Source organism: Williamsia sp. Leaf354 (assembly GCF_001424365.1).
In the GTDB taxonomy this organism is placed as follows: Bacteria; Actinomycetota; Actinomycetes; order Mycobacteriales; family Mycobacteriaceae; genus Williamsia_A.
The window spans coordinates 713,313-728,196 of the sequence record NZ_LMPL01000001.1; the positions used below are offsets into that span (position 1 = coordinate 713,313).

At 69.1% G+C, this 14,884-nt stretch carries 19 protein-coding genes; 8 read left to right on the plus strand and 11 right to left on the minus strand.

The window, feature by feature from the left end; all coding sequences use genetic code 11:
* Positions 1–114 precede the first annotated feature (114 nt).
* Together ASG12_RS03370 and crcB are read left to right on the plus strand one after the other, a co-directional pair.
* Positions 115–549 (plus strand): fluoride efflux transporter FluC, encoded by a 435-nt coding sequence (locus tag ASG12_RS03370; RefSeq protein ID WP_055785168.1) that lies wholly within the window; start codon positions 115–117, stop codon positions 547–549.
* Entirely contained in the window at positions 546–917 is a 372-nt protein-coding gene (gene crcB, locus ASG12_RS03375) for a fluoride efflux transporter CrcB (RefSeq protein ID WP_055785173.1), read from the plus strand. Before ASG12_RS03370 ends, crcB begins: the two co-directional genes overlap by 4 nt.
* Positions 918–932: 15 nt before the next feature.
* Here the strand turns inward: crcB and ASG12_RS03380 are convergent, their stop codons facing one another.
* The 5 genes from ASG12_RS03380 to ASG12_RS03400 all read right to left on the minus strand — a co-directional run bounded on the left by ASG12_RS03380 (position 933) and on the right by ASG12_RS03400 (position 3,771).
* The gene (locus tag ASG12_RS03380; RefSeq protein ID WP_055785176.1) at positions 933–1,205 is read right to left on the minus strand and encodes a hypothetical protein; all 273 of its coding nucleotides are present in this window, start codon (positions 1,203–1,205) and stop codon (positions 933–935) included.
* Positions 1,202–1,498, minus strand: coding sequence for a hypothetical protein (locus tag ASG12_RS03385; RefSeq protein ID WP_055785179.1), 297 nt, complete (start codon positions 1,496–1,498; stop codon positions 1,202–1,204). Before ASG12_RS03385 ends, ASG12_RS03380 begins: the two co-directional genes overlap by 4 nt.
* Before the next feature lie 191 nt (positions 1,499–1,689).
* The gene (locus ASG12_RS03390; protein ID WP_055785182.1) at positions 1,690–2,439 is read right to left on the minus strand and encodes an AIM24 family protein; all 750 of its coding nucleotides are present in this window, start codon (positions 2,437–2,439) and stop codon (positions 1,690–1,692) included.
* 10 nt (positions 2,440–2,449) lie between these two features.
* Entirely contained in the window at positions 2,450–3,142 is a 693-nt protein-coding gene (locus ASG12_RS03395; RefSeq protein ID WP_055787545.1) for an AIM24 family protein, read from the minus strand.
* 5 nt (positions 3,143–3,147) lie between these two features.
* The gene (locus ASG12_RS03400; protein WP_055785185.1) at positions 3,148–3,771 is read right to left on the minus strand and encodes an AIM24 family protein; all 624 of its coding nucleotides are present in this window, start codon (positions 3,769–3,771) and stop codon (positions 3,148–3,150) included.
* A 157-nt stretch (positions 3,772–3,928) separates the two neighbouring features.
* Between ASG12_RS03400 and ASG12_RS03405 the strand changes: the two genes are divergently transcribed.
* Positions 3,929–4,447, plus strand: coding sequence for a hypothetical protein (locus ASG12_RS03405; protein ID WP_156377902.1), 519 nt, complete (start codon positions 3,929–3,931; stop codon positions 4,445–4,447).
* Between the two features lie 19 nt (positions 4,448–4,466).
* On the opposite strand, the gene ASG12_RS03410 is transcribed toward ASG12_RS03405, so the two are convergent.
* A complete protein-coding gene (locus tag ASG12_RS03410) occupies positions 4,467–5,429 on the minus strand; it encodes a GlxA family transcriptional regulator (RefSeq protein WP_055785188.1) in 963 nt (320 codons plus the stop codon).
* 83 nt (positions 5,430–5,512) lie between these two features.
* On the opposite strand from ASG12_RS03410, the gene ASG12_RS03415 reads away from it, so the two are divergent.
* Positions 5,513–5,746: a hypothetical protein gene (locus ASG12_RS03415; protein WP_055785190.1), complete on the plus strand. Its 234-nt coding sequence runs from the start codon at positions 5,513–5,515 to the stop codon at positions 5,744–5,746.
* Here ASG12_RS03415 and ASG12_RS03420 read toward each other — a convergent pair.
* Positions 5,683–6,333, minus strand: coding sequence for a TetR/AcrR family transcriptional regulator (locus ASG12_RS03420; RefSeq protein WP_055785193.1), 651 nt, complete (start codon positions 6,331–6,333; stop codon positions 5,683–5,685). The genes ASG12_RS03415 and ASG12_RS03420 overlap by 64 nt on opposite strands.
* A gap of 127 nt (positions 6,334–6,460) precedes the next feature.
* On the opposite strand from ASG12_RS03420, the gene ASG12_RS03425 reads away from it, so the two are divergent.
* Entirely contained in the window at positions 6,461–7,582 is a 1,122-nt protein-coding gene (locus ASG12_RS03425) for a hypothetical protein (RefSeq protein ID WP_055785195.1), read from the plus strand.
* Positions 7,583–7,591: 9 nt separating this feature from the next.
* Here the strand turns inward: ASG12_RS03425 and ASG12_RS03430 are convergent, their stop codons facing one another.
* Both ASG12_RS03430 and ASG12_RS03435 read right to left on the minus strand, forming a co-directional pair.
* On the minus strand, positions 7,592–9,199 hold the full coding sequence (locus ASG12_RS03430; protein ID WP_055785197.1) for a GMC oxidoreductase: 1,608 nt from the start codon (positions 9,197–9,199) through the stop codon (positions 7,592–7,594).
* A gap of 73 nt (positions 9,200–9,272) precedes the next feature.
* Complete coding sequence (locus ASG12_RS03435) at positions 9,273–9,815, minus strand: TetR/AcrR family transcriptional regulator (protein ID WP_055785199.1); 543 nt, start codon at positions 9,813–9,815, stop codon at positions 9,273–9,275.
* A 183-nt stretch (positions 9,816–9,998) separates the two neighbouring features.
* Here ASG12_RS03435 and ASG12_RS03440 point away from each other — a divergent pair, with 183 nt between their 5' ends.
* From ASG12_RS03440 to ASG12_RS03450, 3 genes are read left to right on the plus strand one after another with little or no spacing between them, the layout of a single operon-like run.
* Complete coding sequence (locus ASG12_RS03440; protein ID WP_045824669.1) at positions 9,999–10,253, plus strand: hypothetical protein; 255 nt, start codon at positions 9,999–10,001, stop codon at positions 10,251–10,253.
* Positions 10,254–10,265: 12 nt separating this feature from the next.
* Positions 10,266–11,483, plus strand: a complete 1,218-nt coding sequence (locus ASG12_RS03445) for a cupin domain-containing protein (protein WP_055785201.1) — start codon at positions 10,266–10,268, stop codon at positions 11,481–11,483.
* The gene (locus ASG12_RS03450) at positions 11,480–12,415 is read left to right on the plus strand and encodes a sucrase ferredoxin (protein ID WP_235455947.1); all 936 of its coding nucleotides are present in this window, start codon (positions 11,480–11,482) and stop codon (positions 12,413–12,415) included. The genes ASG12_RS03445 and ASG12_RS03450 overlap by 4 nt, the downstream gene beginning before the upstream one ends.
* Before the next feature lie 19 nt (positions 12,416–12,434).
* On the opposite strand, the gene ASG12_RS03455 is transcribed toward ASG12_RS03450, so the two are convergent.
* The gene (locus ASG12_RS03455) at positions 12,435–13,211 is read right to left on the minus strand and encodes an alpha/beta fold hydrolase (protein ID WP_055785204.1); all 777 of its coding nucleotides are present in this window, start codon (positions 13,209–13,211) and stop codon (positions 12,435–12,437) included.
* On the minus strand, positions 13,204–14,700 hold the full coding sequence (locus ASG12_RS03460; RefSeq protein ID WP_055785207.1) for a bifunctional phosphatase PAP2/diacylglycerol kinase family protein: 1,497 nt from the start codon (positions 14,698–14,700) through the stop codon (positions 13,204–13,206). The genes ASG12_RS03455 and ASG12_RS03460 overlap by 8 nt, the downstream gene beginning before the upstream one ends.
* Positions 14,701–14,884: the final 184 nt, after the last annotated feature.

Genomic DNA, 14,884 nt, shown 5'->3' on the forward strand with positions numbered 1-14,884 from the left:
CACCCGACGCAGATCTGTCACGCCAGGAGCGTGCATCACTCCCGCCCCCATCGGAGGGGATGAGCGAGCGGTGCACGCTTCTTCGCGTCTGTGCGCCGGTTGTAGCGTGAGCGGGTGACCGATCCCGACACGCCGGCCCCGATCCCCCTGCATCGTCAGGTGCGCGCGATGTCCGTGGTGTTCGGGGGTGGGCTGGTGGGGACCGCGCTGCGGTACGCCGCCGAACGGCTCGATCCGGCGGCGGCCGGACAGTGGCCGTGGGCCACGTTCGTCGTGAACCTGGTCGGTGCAACGATTCTCGGGTCGCTGGTCGGTGGGTTGACGGTGTCGGGTCCCGACACCGGTGTGCGCCAGCGGATCCGTTTACTCGTCGGGGTCGGGTTCTGCGGCTCGCTGACCACCTACAGCGCCTTCGCACTCGAGTCGGACCGGCTGCTCGCCGGTGCCGATCGGGTCATCGGGATCGCCTATGTCGCGACGACCGTCATCGTTGGGATCATCTGCGCCGCAATTGGATTCATGGCTTCGAGATCGGTGATGACGCGATGATCGCGGTCCTCGTCACCCTCGCGGGTGCACTCGGGGCGGTGGCCCGCTTCGCGGTCGACGGCGAGTTGCGCCACCGTTTCGGGTGGTCGACGCCGTGGCAGACCACCATCATCAACGTCACCGGATCGTTCGCGCTCGGTGTGGTCGCCGGCCTGGTGACCGGTGCCGGGGTCGACGCCGACTGGCAGGCGGTGATCGGAACCGGCTTCTGCGGCGGCTACACCACCTTCAGCACCGCCAGCGTGGAGACCGTGGCGCTGCTGCGCTCCGGTCGCGTGGTCGCCGGGATCGGTTATGCGACACTGTCGTTGATCCTGGCGTTGGCATCGTGTGCTGCCGGTCTCGGGATCGTCTACGCGCTCGGCTGAGCGAGGGAAGACGCGTCAGAAGTTCTCGACGTCGCCCAGCGACTCGAGTGGTTCGTCGTCGGCACTGCGGCCCAGATAGGCGGCCAGGACCACGAGCAGCACGATGACGACCAGTGCTGCGATGACACCGATCGTGGACAGCAGGCCCATGAGCGGCAGCGCGGTCACGACCGCGCCGATGAGCGTGCCGAGGATGACGGCGACGAGAACGCCCTCGATGGCCAGGGTCAGCCAGTCGCGGCTGCGCTCGTCGGGGCCGACACCCATGGGTGCGGAGCCCGTGCTCACAGTGCCCCGGTGGCCGCGGAGGCGGCCAGGATCACGATGGTCGCGATGACCAGGGCGGCGAGCATGATGACGCCGCCGTGCTCGCCGAGCAGCAGGCTCTCCGGCGGACCGGGCAGCGCGTCGGCGATGTCGCCGAACAGGTTCTCTGCCTTGTCGGCGACATCGGCGAGAACAGAATCCGACGTGGTGTCCGCGTCGGCGAGGGAAGGGGCCGCGAAGGTGGCCGGGGTGGTGACCGCGGGCTCGACGCCTGCGGGCTGGGGGATGTGGTGCTCGAGAATGTTCTGGTCCATGGCGGGCCTTTCGAACAACGCGCGGTCAGGCGCGTGTGACGCGACGACCCATTTCTTTGATCGCTATGAAAAGGACGCTATACCGTTACCTGCCCGAACAGAGAATCGTCGAGGGCATCGGTATCCATTCGAGAACTCGCCGCGAGTCGGTAACGAAACGATCACGGCGCCGGCCATCGGCCGGGTGACCATCACTGCTGGCTGATGTGCGCCTGCGCCGTGGCCATGATCCGGCGGATGCCGCCCTGTGACAGCGCGGGGATCTGGGTCTCGATGGTGCGGACCACGTCGGCGTCGTCGCGCACCTTCTCGCTCGACTGGATGAGAACCGTTCCCGCGCCGGTGAAGTCGAACTGTTGTTCCTCACCGCTGCCCGCCCCCATCATGGCCGCGCCGGCGGCCATGAAGCCGTTCACCCAGTTCTGGTCGTAGTGGTGACTCGGTGACGGGCAGTCGGCCCAACCGACGAGGGACTGCGGATCCACGCGCACCGGTGGCTCGGCGAACATCACCGGTCCGTTCGAGGACGCGAGGAACTTGCCGGTCCCGATGAGGGTGAGGTAGCCGGGCACGATCGACTGGTTGAGGTGCAGGCCCGGTTCGAAGGCGAGGAGGTTCGCCGCGCGCACGGTGAGGTTGCCGTCGTCGAGGTCGAACGAGTTGATGTCGAATCCACGATCGCCGATGATCAACGTCCCCTGGCCCTCGGCCACCACGAAGTTACCCATGTACATCGGTGCGCTGATCGTGCCCGCAATCGACGACAGCAGTCCCGACTGCAGTCCCTGCATCAACGTCCGGAACTGCATCTGTCCGTAGTAGGCGATCATCGCGCCCTTCGACATGATCCAGGGCTTGTCGAGGGTGATGTAGTACGCGTAGGAGTTGTGCGGCACGTTGTCGTTTCCCACCAGGACCCCGGGGTTCAGGATGTCGCTCACAACTTCTCCCTCACAGTTTCTGCTCCGATGCCTGCACGAACACGATGCCGTCGCCGGTGCAGTGCAGTTGCATGGCCTCACCCGCGCCGCGACCGACCGCATCCCGCCAACTCAACGCCGACTTCAGCTGTGTCTGAACGTGTCCCAGCGTTCCCACGAACGCCTGGGGGTCGACGACCACGGGTTCACCACCCACACGCAGCTCCATCACCTCGCCGTGGGCGAGCAGCACGACCGCGCCCTGGCCCTGCAGCTGCGTGGTCATCAACCCGTTGCCGGTGAGGGCTCCGGTCGCCGCGCCGCGCAGGGCGTTGCGCAGGCCGCCACCCCCGCCGCCGGACTGGGACTGCATCATCACCACCGACGCCTGCAGGCCCGCGGTGTGCCCGAGCAGCCGCGAGGCGTCGGCGGTCACCGTGCCGCCCTGGGGCAGGTCGACGATGTGGACGGCAAGACCGGCGAAACCGTAGTGCACCACACCGTTTCCCTGCGCCAGCATCGTCTTCTCGTGCTCGCCGGCCATCATCCGACCCGCCACGCCGGCCATCGCGCCGAGGCCCGCGCCACCGGCGCCGGGGATCATGTGGGGCGAGAACATCACCTGGCCGGTGTAGAAGAGCATGGCTCCCTTGCGGGCGATCACGCCTCCCGCTCGGGCGATGTCGACCGAGACGACCTTGCTGTTGACCTTCTCGAAGACCATGGCGTTCACCGTTCCGCGGGTTGGATCGAGACGACACCTTGGCCCTGCCATCGCAGGGAGAAGGCCTCACCGCCGCCGGCGCCGACCATGTCGCGCCAGCTCACGTCGGTGACGAACGACTGCTGCAGTTGACCTTTCGCCGACACGAAGGCGTCGGGGTCGACCACCAGGGGGAGATTCGGGTTGACCTCGAGGTGGATCAGCGGGCCGCCCGACGACAGCAGTGCCACCTGACCGGTACCGGTGACCGTGGTGGTGAACAGCCCCTGGCCGCTGCTCATGCCGCCGAGGCCGGCGAAGGTGACGTTGGTCTGCAGGGCACCGGCCATCGCCAACAGTTGCTGCGACTCGACCTGCAGCGTCTCGTTGGTCAACTGCAACACGCTGACGTACTGACCGTTCACGGCCAGGTGGACGACTCCGGTACCGGTGGCCTCCATCAACGACAGGCTCTCGCCGGTCGCGCGCTGCTTCAGTCCGGCGAGTACCCCCGATCCGCCGCCGAAGCCGGCGGACTTGAACGCCACCGTGCCCTGGTAGGACACCATCGATCCGGATATCGCCCGGATCGAGGTGTTGTCGAGCCGCGCAGCGACGATGCGCGCGGAATGTTCGACCAGTTCAGCCATCGGTGCTCCTCGAGGACGGACGCCCGATGCGCCTCCGGCCGGTACGACCGGGCGCATGTTCGGGGCCATCGTAGGGCGCGGGACTCGACGACGGGCGATCAAACGGACAATTCGCTGCGCGCCGCCGCGGGTGGGGTCGGACGGTAGCGTGACGGCCGTGGACAGCTCTGTGGTGGCGGCGTTCGGACTCGTGGCGGCGATCGCGGCGGTCATCGCCTACACCCATCACCGGCGGCGCGAGGGCGACCACCTCGGTCGCGACGCGGCTCTGGCCGCATCGCTGCGCACTCTCGCCGACGGGGACCCGGTGCGGTTGGCGGCCGTTGACGAGTTCGAGACGACGATCTACCGCCGGCTGTTCGCCGCGTCGACCACCGCGCCCCGGTTGGTGGCGACCGCGTGGTCCCTGGGTGGGCTGGTCCTGGCGCTGGCCGCGGCCCTCGTCACCGAACCCGGGTCGGGTGCGCTCGTCGACGTGGCGTTCTACCTCGCGCTCGCCGCTGCCGTCGGCTTCGCTGTCGCGACGATCGTGCATGCGGTGCGGGCTGTCCTCGCCGCCACCGTGGTCCCCCGCATCGCCTTCGACGACATCGTCGAGCCGGCTCCGGTGACCGCCGACGCCATGAGCACCGACGCCGTGAGCACCGACGCCGGGGACCCGCCGGCGAAGCCCTGAGACAGGCCGCGCACGAGCGTCAGTCGGCCGCGACCGGGCACCCGAAGCGTCGGCGATAGGCGGTGGGGGATACGCCGACGACGGCCGAGAAGTGGTGTCGCAGCAGGGTCGCCGATCCGAAGCCGGCGCGCTCGGCGACCTCTTCGATCCCGATGTCGGTCGCCTCCAACGTGTTCTGCGCGTGCAACACCCGCTGCTCGGTGAGCCATCGGTGGGGAGTGGTGCCGACCTCGTCGACGAACCGACGGGCGAACGTCCGCGCGGACATGTGCGAGCGGGCCGCGAGGGCGGGCACCGAGATGTCTTCGGCCAGGTTCTCGAGCATCCACGCCAGCACCGCGCCGAACCCGTCCTCGGAACAGTCCGGCACGGGAGCCGAGACGAACTGTCGCTGTCCGCCGTCGCGGTGGGGCGGAACCACCATGCGCCGGGCGATGGCGTTGGCCACCACGGGCCCGTGTTCCTGTCGGACGATGTGCAGGCAGGCATCGATACCGGCGGCGGTGCCCGCGCTGGTGACGATCGGGAACTCGTCGACGAACAGGACATCGGTGTCGACAACGGTGTTCGGGTATCGCGCGGTCAACTTCTCGCCGTGACGCCAGTGCGTGGTGCAGCGTTTCCCGTCGAGCAGACCGGTGGCCGCGATCGTGAAGGCGCCGGTGCACACCGACAGCAGACGGCCACCGCGGCCGGTGACGGTGCGCAGCACATCGAGGACCTCGGGTAGTGGGTCCCCGTCGCTCGGGCCACCGGGGATCGCGACGAGGTCGGCGTCGAGGGCGGCCGACAGCGGGAGGGGCGCGATGATCGACGCCCCGCTGCCGCTCGAGAGCGGGACGTTCGGCGTCGGGGAGCAGATGAGCAGCTCGAACGGGGGCACACCGTCATCGGTGCGGTCGAGCCCGAAGACCTCGTGCACCACCCCGTACTCGAAGAGCGCGACGGGTTCCTGCACGATCACGGCGACTGTTCGCAGCATGACGACCAGTGTGGCAGAAATTTTGTGAACATCGGCAATTCTGCCGCTGGTGGCACGATATGCGCGAGAACACACTTTCTGACATGACCCTCGCAGTGATCCTCGTACCCGTACTCGTCGTCGCCTTCATCGCGATCTACCGCAACCAGCGCGACACCGCCCACCTGAACCGGGTGCCGTTCTCCAGCGGACCCGACGCCGCACGCATCCACGCCGAACTGCTCATGTTGACCGAACGCGATCCGGTCGTGGATCAGTCGGGGACGAAGTCGTCGAACGTCGCCGCGAACAGTCGGACACAGACCGCCAGGATGTGATCGGGGTCGGTCGAGCCGTTGCCGAGCACCCAGTCGACGAGAAGCTGGTTGACCGCACCCACCAGGCCGACCGCGACGAGATGGAACTCGTGAGTGGTCTCCTCGAGACCGGCGTGAGCGGCGCCCGCCGCGACGATGACGTCGGCGAAGTCGTGGATGACCCGGTAGCGGCGCGCCTCCAGTGTGGGGCTGACCCCGACGACCTCGAGCAGCATGATCCGAGCGCGTCGCGCGTCCTCGGTGAGGCAGTCGACGAACTCGCCGAGCGCGACGCGGGCCAGGTCGGCGATGGTGGTGCCGCCGTCGGCGATGGAGGCCTCGGTCCGGCCGCGCACCACCTCGACCACCGAGTCGTAGACACCGAGCAGCAGGCTCTCGCGGTCGTCGAAGGACTCGTAGAAGTAGCGCTGTGTCAGTCCGGCGCGCTCGCAGACCTGCTTCACCGAGGTCCGCTGGTAGCCGTCGGTGCCGAAGCACTCGAGTCCGGCGTCGAGCAGCTGTTCACGCCGCGCGGCCTGCCGGGCCGCCGGATCCTGGCCGCCGTAGCGACGGCCCGTCGTCTGCACACTCGTCGCGCCCGGCCTCATCGCAGTCCAGACTAGTCGGCCCGGGGTCGACGACCGTGCCCGGAGGATCGATGCGGCCAATCAGGAACGATCTCGTGTCAGATGATGTATCCTCGCCGGACGACCCCGACCACCAGGAGCAGCCGGCATGACCACCTTCGAGGCACCGACCCACGCCGCACCGATCGACGATCGCGTGATCCGGCCGATCCCCGAGTTCGAGGGCGTCCACGACATCTGGCCGCGCGGCAAGCGCCTCGACGCCGTCCGCGCTGCCGCGCAGGCCTACCGCGAGCGGTTCATCGCCCAGGGGCAGGTGCGCGCGATCAAGAGCTTCGACATCGCCGCGGCCCCCTACCCCCAGCGGTTCGCCTTCCAGGGTTACTCGGTCGGACCCAATCCGATGATCTCGATCATCAACCGGATGTTCGTCATCCAGTTCGAGGGGTTTGACGGCGAACTCAAGACCCTGGTGTGGGAACCCACGGTCGCGGCGGGCTCCGCGGAGGCTCCGTTCTACGCGAAGCTCGAGTCGATGGCCGGCAAGTTCCTGTCGCACAAGGTGTTCACGAAGTACTACAACGACCCGCAGAGCGTGCTGCCGCAGTGTGGACTGACCAACGACGACGTCGACTTCCTCAGCTTCGATCATCTGCACGTCCAGGACGTCCGGATGATCCTCGGCAGCACCTCGGTGATCCCGGGCGAGTCCGCGCCCCGGAAGCCGTTGTTCCCCAACGCCGAACTCCTCGTGCACCGCAAGGAACTCGGCACCTTCGAGGCGCCGCATCCGCTGCAGTGGTCGTGGTACGTCGAGGGCGGGATGGACGGTGTGCCGATGGACCGGGTGCGGGTGTTCGACGGCGATGTCGAACTCGGTGTCGGGGTCAGTCTGCTGTGGACGCCGGGCCACACCGACGGCAACCACTCGCTCGTGGTCAACACCCCCGACGGCGTCTGGGTGTCGTCGGAGAACGGGATGGCCGCCGACAGTTGGCAGCCCGAGCTGTCGAGGATCCCCGGTGTGCGACGGCAGGCGGAGTTCTACAACCGGGAGGTCGTCCTCAACGCCAACACGATGGAGGACTCGCTCGACCAGTACGACTCGATGGTGAAGGAGAAGACGATGGCGTCGCCGTCGCCGAAGGATCCGCGCTGGCTGCAGATCATCGCGTCCTCGGAGTGTGCGTCGTGGAAGCGCCAGTGGCCGGTGGTGCCGACCTTCTCGCACGGCGGACTCGACTACGGCACCATCGAGCGGGCGCGGTAGGTCCGCGCGTCAGATGATGGTCCCGACGTCGTTCGCCACCAGATTGTCCAGTGCGCGTTCGGCGATCGCGGCGATCGTCATCGACGGATTGCAGGCCGCGCAGTTGCCGGGTATCAGCGCACCGTCGAGGACGTAGAGCCCCTTCTGCCCGCGGACGCGGCCGTCGAGGTCGCACACCGACCCCATCGACGCACCGCCCAACGGATGCCACGTGTTGGGGAAGACGCCCGTGGTGTCGGTGAGGATGTCGCCTCCGGCGATCTTGCGCACGGTCGGACCGATACGCGTGTTCTGGATGTGGGCGTCGCCGTCGGCGGGCCACCGCAGGATCGCGTCGTCGGCGCGCGAGTCGTAGGTGAAGTGGCCGCGGCCCTCGCTGACGCCGTACCCGACCATCATCGTCGTGCGCGAATCGATCCCCGCCAGCGACGGTATCGACGCCTGGATCACCGTGACGGCCTCCGTCGGTCGCGACCAGTCGAGCGATCCGAACACCACGGGACCACCCTGCACGGCGCCGAAGTCGTCGGTGAGGCTGGTCCAGCTGTAGATCCGGTCGGCGTTGCTGCCCCATCCGCGCCCGAGTCCGTCGGGCATGTCGCCGATCTGATTCTTGGCGGAGGCGCGCATCAGCAGGCGGGTCGTGTTCATCGTGCCCGCCGCCATCACCAACGTCGGAGTGGTGATGATCTTGTTCTCCAGCACGCGACCCGAGGTGTCGGTGCGGTCGACGTGGACCTCCCACTGCCCGTTGCGGGTTCGGAACACCTCGCGGACCTCGTGGCGTACCGCGACGGTGACCCGACCGGTCGCCTCGGCCTGCTTGATGTAGGTGACGTCGACGCTGTGTTTCCCGCCGTTGTTCACCCCGAGGCTGCCAGCGCTGTTGGTGTACGACGGGGTCATCTCCCCGCGGAGTTCGCGGAGTGCGTAGGTCCAGTCGATCGGCATGGGGATCTTCGAGACCGGGAGTCCTGCTGCCCGAGCACGTTTCGCGAACACACGCGGTGCGTGGTAGGGCGGGCTGTCGACGAGCGCGTCGGGTGCGGTCTCGAGCTGCAGCATCCGCGCGACGCGCGGGTAGTGGACGCGGGCCATCCGCGCGTAGTCGAGTTGCTCGGGGAACTGCGTCGCGAACACGTCCGCGGCGGGTTGCAGGGTCATCCCCTGGTAGATGAGGGAACCGCCGCCCACCCCGGCCGCGCAGATCGACGTCATGTTCTCGCCGACGACGGCGTCGAGCAGACCGGTGTAGGGCTCGAAGCCGACCGGTTTCCCGAACAGTTGCGGGGCGCCGCGGTGCCACAGGATCCGCTTGTCCGGCGCTGTCGCGAGGGGGAACGTCGTCGCGTTGGGCCCGGTGGGCCAGCGATTCCCCCGCTCGAGAACCAGGACGGGCACCCCGGCCTGCGCCAGACGCAGAGCGGTGACGCCGCCGCCGAACCCCGAGCCGACGACCACGACGCGGTGGCTCTCCCGTGTGAGGCGCACCCGTGCCGGGGCCGGCCCGCGGCGGGCCGGCGGTGTCTGCGCCTGCGCCACAACGGGTGCGGCGAGCGCGGCGACACCCGCGGCGGCGGTACCTGCGAGAAACGAGCGGCGACTGACGTCGGCCATGTGGGATCCCCCGATGGATCGGCGATGCGATGACGTCCTGAAACTAGACAGTCAGCGTGGAAAGTGTCAAGAACTAGCCGAGCGACGGACCGAGCCATCGCGTCAGGAACGTGCGGAGTTCCTCGTTGGAGCGGCCCGTGGGGTCGTCGAAGAGGATGACCGAGAGACCGAGGAGCACGGCCATCTCGACGATGTCGTCGATGCGCGGGGCGAGCTGGGGGAAGCGATCGGCCATGGGGGACAGCATCTCCCGTGCCACCGGGCGCGCGCGGTCGAGCATGCCGGAATCGAAGAGAGGGTTGTGGGATTCGCCGCGCAACAGGGTGGCCAGCACCGGATGTCGGTGGAGCACCGCCCGGCCGGCGACGATGAACTCCACGAGGTACTCGGTGGGACACTCGGCGGTGTCGACGCCCGACCGCATCTCCTCCGTCGCCGCCATCGTCACGCTGATCACCGCCTGCGACACCATGTCCTCACGGCTGCCGAAGATCGAGTAGATCGTCTGCCGGGACACCCCGGCCCGCGACGCCACGGCCGCGATGCTCGCCGCGGCGAACCCGCCCTCGTCGACCAGTTCGAGGGCCGCGTCGATGACCTTCTGTCGGGACCGCATGACCCCAGTATCCCGGGTGGATGGACGGATCCGGCGCATCCGCGTACCACCATCGGCTCCGCGTCACACACATCGGAACCGGTCGGATCGGAGGTGTCCGAGAGGCCCACGAGCCGAGTCGCTCTGGTGGTAGACAGGAGGAGTTGGACCACACACCAGCTCACGTGCGACGAAAGGCAGATCATGGCGCTCGACGACGATGACATCACCACCTCCACCGGTGGCGGAGAAGGCCCCGCCGACGGCGGTTCGAACCCCGGCGGCCACGACGGTGGTGCCGACGGCACCGCGGGTGCGGGCGAGGGTCCGGCCGACGGTGGCTCGAACCCCGACGGTCACGACGGTGGCGCCGACGGCACCGCGGGTGCGGGCGAGGGTCCGGCCGACGGTGGCTCGAACCCCGGCGGCCACGACGGTGGCGCCGACGGCACGGCCTGACGACACCAGAAGATGCTGAGCCGTTGCATCTCAGTCGATCTGGGAACCTTCCAGCGCGAGTACTGGGGTCGTAAGCCACTGCTCAGCACCTCGACGACGCTGCCCCGCGACTTCGGTGATCTCCTCTCGGCCTCCGCGGTCGACGAGTTGCTCGCCGAGCGCGGGGTACGCGCGCCGTTCATCCGGATGGCGCGCAACGGTTCGCTGCTGTCCCGGGACGAGTTCCTGGGGTCGGCCGGCGTCGGAGCCGAGATCGGCGATCAGGTCGACTCGGCAAAAGCATTGGCGCAGTTCGCCGACGGGGCTTCCATCGTCCTGCAGGGACTGCACCGACTGTGGCCCCCGGTGATCGACTTCGTCCGTCGCCTCGTCGACGATCTCGGACATCCCGTGCAGGCCAACGCCTACATCACCCCACCGGGCAGCCAGGGCTTCGACTCCCACCACGACGTCCACGACGTGTTCGTGCTGCAAGTGGCGGGTCACAAACACTGGACGGTGCACGAACCGGTGGTGACCAGTCCGCTGCCGACCGATGCGTGGACCGGTCATCGCGACGCCATCGCCCGGCGCGTCACCGAGACCCCCGTCATCGACACCGATCTCGCCCCCGGCGACGCCCTGTATCTCCCGCGGGGCTGGCTGCACTCGGCGCGGACCACCGACGAGACCGCCATCCACCTGACCATCGGCGTCCCCGCACTCACACGGGTCGACGTCGCGCGCGCTGCGGTCGACCGCGTCGCCGGCGCGGTCGCCGACCTGCGCACGTCACTGCCCGTCGGCATCGACCCCACCGACCACGACGCGATCGCCGCCCACGCGACGAAGGCGTTGCTGGCGTTTGCCGACGAGATCCGCGACCGCGCCGACGAATGGGGTTCGGCCGCGGCCGACGACCTCGCCGACACCTTCGCGAGCCGCACCCGCCCCGCCGCGGTGCGACCCCTCGCCACCCTCGACGCCATCGCCGCCGCGAAATCGGTGCGCGTGCGCTGGCGCCACGGACTCATCGGGTCCGTCGTCGACGAACCGACGACCGGACGCGTCCGCGTACAACTGTCCGGCCGTGGCATCTCGTTCCCCGATTTCTGCGCGCCGGCGCTCCGTCACCTGCGTTCGACCGAGAGTGCGGACGCAACAACCCTTCCCGGCCTCGGCACCGCCGACGCCACCGTGCTGATCCGACGCCTCCTGCGGGAGGCTGTCGTGGTCCCGGCGGAGGTGTGACCTCGCCGGGCGCCCGACCGAGCGTGACCGCCGGCGAACAGCGCGTGTCGCTGCCACCCTGTAGTGATCGGTCTCTGGCGGCCGAGGAGCCGCTCTTCGCGACGGCATCTCTCGGTCACGACTGGCTGCTCCTCGAGGTGGCCGGACCGTGGGGACATTCGGCGTTCCTGCAGTCGCCGCGCATCCTCGACCCCTCACTGGGGCGGGCGATCGTGCGTCGCGCCGAGGCGGCCTCGATGCGCATCGTCGCGATCCGCCGCCCGGGGCGTCGCGCCGAGACACCGCGCTGGCGGTGGTTCATCGCGCAGACGAGGCCGGTCGGTTCGGTGCTGTACGGCGGCGAGGTCTCCGGGCCGGAGGACTATCTCGACCTGCCCCTCGACGGCTCGGCCGGATCGATCGTGGACGGACCCCTCGCGGCGGTGTGCGCCCACGGCAAACACGACCGATGTTGCGCGGTGCGCGGTCGGGCCGCGACGGCTGATCTGGCCGCCGCGAACCCCGACATCACCTGGGAGTGTTCGCATCTGGGGGGTGATCGTTTCGCCGCGACGATGATCGTGCTGCCCGACGGGTTGAGTTACGGACGGGTCGATTCCGGGGACGTGGTCGACCTCATGTCCCGGCACGCCCAGGGTCGCGTCGTCCCCGAGATGCTGCGCGGACGGACCTGCGTCCCGCATGTGGTGCAGGCCGCGCAACATTTCGCTCGCGCACACACCGGGGACGATCGGATCGAGGCGTTCGCCCCGATCGACGTCCTCGACGACGGGGAGACCGCGCGTGTCGTCCTCGATGCCGGCGGTGGTCGGCGTGCCGAGGTCACCCTGCGGGTGTCGGCGTCACCACCGCTGCTGTCCACGTGCGACGCGACGATCCCGGGCAGCGTCCGACGATTCGCCCTGGATCGCATCGACTTTCCCCTGACCTGACCGCCACGCGTGGGGTCCCTCAGCGGGCGAGGAACTCGGTCACCGCTGGCCCGGCCTCGTGGTGGCATTCCTCGAAATAGGCGTGACGGGCGCCGTTGAAAACCCGTACGGTCGCGTCGGCGATGCGGTCGGCGAGGAGTGCGGCGTTGCCGACCGGGGCCATCCGGTCGTCGCTGCCGTGCAGGATCAGGGTCGGTGCCGTGATGTCGCCCAAGGCATCCCACGCGTCGTGGTTGTTGCTCGCCTGCAGGTGTCGGTGTCGGGCGTGGTTCGTCATCGACGGGTCGCCGAGGGTGCGATAGGGGCCGGGATGTGCGGCGCGCCACCGCGGTGTGTACATCAGGTCGGTGAGCACCTCCTGCGAGCGATCGTGCGCCAGCGCGCGACGGACCTCGGCGCTGCGGGGGACGCCGTGGGCGTCACCCGGTGTGGTGCATCCCAGGACCAGATGGGTCACCCGACCGGGGTGTCGAGCGGCGACCCACTGCGCGACGCGACCGCCCATCGACGTCCCGTACACGGCCGCGTCCGCGATCCCGAGGTCGTCGAGCACCGCGACGGCATCGTCGGCGAACATCGGTGTCGAATAGGGCATCTCGGGGGAATCGCTGCCGCCGGTCCCGCGGTAGTCGACGGCGACCGTGGTGCGGCCGACGCCGAGGTCCTCGCGCACACCGTCCCACCATGTGTGGTCGTTGGACTGTCCGGCCAGCAGCAGCAGCGCGGGTCCGCGGCCACGGATCGAGACGGCCAGCCGCGTCCCGTCGGCGGCCACGACCGAGTGGTTCTCACTCACGTTCGAAACTCCCGAACACCACCAGACCCTCGTGGTCGACGGTGAACGACGCCGTCGTGCACCGGGTTCGGATCTCGCCGTCGAGTGCGATGGTGGTGGGCCCGTCGAGCGAGGTCACCGTGAACTCGGTGACCCGCAGCTCGCGGTAGAGACTCGACCGCGCGAGCTGACCGGTGAGGACCGAGAACATGATGCGGCTCTTCGCGAACCGCCGGTCGACCTCGAGGATGCGGACGTCGAGGAGTCCGTCGTCCATCCGTGGTCGATGCGCCGGCGCGAACCCCGGGGTCTCGTATACCGACGTCCCCAGGAAGAACAGCGACGTGGTGACGGTGGTGTCCCCGTTGTCGGTGTCCCGGTACCGCAGCCGCACCGGCCGCTCGCGGCGCAGCGTGTGCAGCATCGCGTAGACGCTGGCGATCGGCTTGCCCAGCGTCTTCTCGTATCGCTCGCGGAACCGCACGAACTGCGGATAGGCGCCGATGTTCGCGTTGTTGATGAACGCCGTCTCACCGTTGAGCAGCGCGAGGTCGACCCGCGCCGCGCGTCCCTTGCGGATCGCGTCGACGGTGTCGGCGACCGTGGCGCACCCGATGTCCTTGGCGAAGTGGTTGAAGGTGCCGGCGGGGAACACCGCCAGCGGCAGCCCGGAGGTGCGGGCGATGTCGGCCGCGGCAGCGACGGTCCCGTCGCCGCCACCCACGGCGAGGACCTCGGCGCGCTCGGCGGCGGCGCGCAACAACTCGGTGGTGTCGTCACCCTCGCCGCAGGTCACGATCTCCGCGGCGGGCAGATGGGCGCGGATCTCGTCGATGATCCGTTCGCCGCTGCCGCTGCCGGAGTTCGGGTTGATGACCAGCACCACCCCGGCGCCGTCGCTGCGCTCACGGGTCGGCACCCACCGAGGGGCGTGATCGACCGGGCGGTACACCGACATCGGCGGGAACACCCGCCCGATGATCAGCGCGATGGAGGCGCCCATCCCGAACCCGACGACGACGTCGGCGGGGTAGTGCGCGCCCGTGGCGACCCGGGAAATGCCGACGAGCGCGGCCAGCGGCGCCAACGCGGCGCCGAACTTCCGGTTCTCCAACCCGACCCCCACCGCGAAGGCCGCCGCACTCGCCGAGTGACCCGAGGGCATCGACGTCGACGACGGCGTGCGGACCACCCGGGCCAGGGGGACCGCGTCGGGGATCGGTCGCCGTCGCGACCAGACCCGTTTCGCGACCTGGTTGGTGACGATGCTGCTGACGGCGAGGCTGGTGACGCCGCGTGCCGCTCCCCGCTGGGCCGACGCCGACCGCGAGGCGACGAGTCCCGCCGCGATGGCGAACCACAGTCGCGAATAGTTCGCCGCGTTGGTGAGTCGCGGCATCGTGGCGTCGAGGAGTGGACTGTCCGATCGTGCGACGGCGTCGTAGACGGCGCGATCGACGGCACCGAGGGCGACCCCGATGCGCCGGCGGCGGCGGTGTCCGGTTGTCATGTCGCCCCGGTTCTCATCCGCTCAGTCTGCCTCAGGCCGGTGGGCGCACTCGACTGACCAGGCGCGGGACGGAGCGAGTGTTCGGTCGCTTGTCCCGCACCACACATCACGGATCGTTGATCTGGAGCGCGTCACCACGTATCCGGGAGGCCGTGACCTGACGGTGACATTGCACCCGACTGCA

What these genes read in the sequence shown, in the direction of transcription:
- crcB (WP_055785173.1), top strand. Translation starts at nt 546, where the DNA reads ATGATCGCGGTCCTCGTCACCCTCGCGGGTGCACTCGGGGCGGTGGCC.
- ASG12_RS03385 (WP_055785179.1), bottom strand. Translation starts at nt 1,498, where the DNA reads ATGGACCAGAACATTCTCGAGCACCACATCCCCCAGCCCGCAGGCGTC.
- ASG12_RS03395 (WP_055787545.1), bottom strand. Translation starts at nt 3,142, where the DNA reads ATGGTCTTCGAGAAGGTCAACAGCAAGGTCGTCTCGGTCGACATCGCC.
- ASG12_RS03400 (WP_055785185.1), bottom strand. Translation starts at nt 3,771, where the DNA reads ATGGCTGAACTGGTCGAACATTCCGCGCGCATCGTCGCTGCGCGGCTC.
- ASG12_RS03410 (WP_055785188.1), bottom strand. Translation starts at nt 5,429, where the DNA reads ATGCTGCGAACAGTCGCCGTGATCGTGCAGGAACCCGTCGCGCTCTTC.
- ASG12_RS03415 (WP_055785190.1), top strand. Translation starts at nt 5,513, where the DNA reads ATGACCCTCGCAGTGATCCTCGTACCCGTACTCGTCGTCGCCTTCATC.
- ASG12_RS03420 (WP_055785193.1), bottom strand. Translation starts at nt 6,333, where the DNA reads ATGAGGCCGGGCGCGACGAGTGTGCAGACGACGGGCCGTCGCTACGGC.
- ASG12_RS03425 (WP_055785195.1), top strand. Translation starts at nt 6,461, where the DNA reads ATGACCACCTTCGAGGCACCGACCCACGCCGCACCGATCGACGATCGC.
- ASG12_RS03430 (WP_055785197.1), bottom strand. Translation starts at nt 9,199, where the DNA reads ATGGCCGACGTCAGTCGCCGCTCGTTTCTCGCAGGTACCGCCGCCGCG.
- ASG12_RS03435 (WP_055785199.1), bottom strand. Translation starts at nt 9,815, where the DNA reads ATGCGGTCCCGACAGAAGGTCATCGACGCGGCCCTCGAACTGGTCGAC.
- ASG12_RS03440 (WP_045824669.1), top strand. Translation starts at nt 9,999, where the DNA reads ATGGCGCTCGACGACGATGACATCACCACCTCCACCGGTGGCGGAGAA.
- ASG12_RS03445 (WP_055785201.1), top strand. Translation starts at nt 10,266, where the DNA reads ATGCTGAGCCGTTGCATCTCAGTCGATCTGGGAACCTTCCAGCGCGAG.
- ASG12_RS03460 (WP_055785207.1), bottom strand. Translation starts at nt 14,700, where the DNA reads ATGACAACCGGACACCGCCGCCGCCGGCGCATCGGGGTCGCCCTCGGT.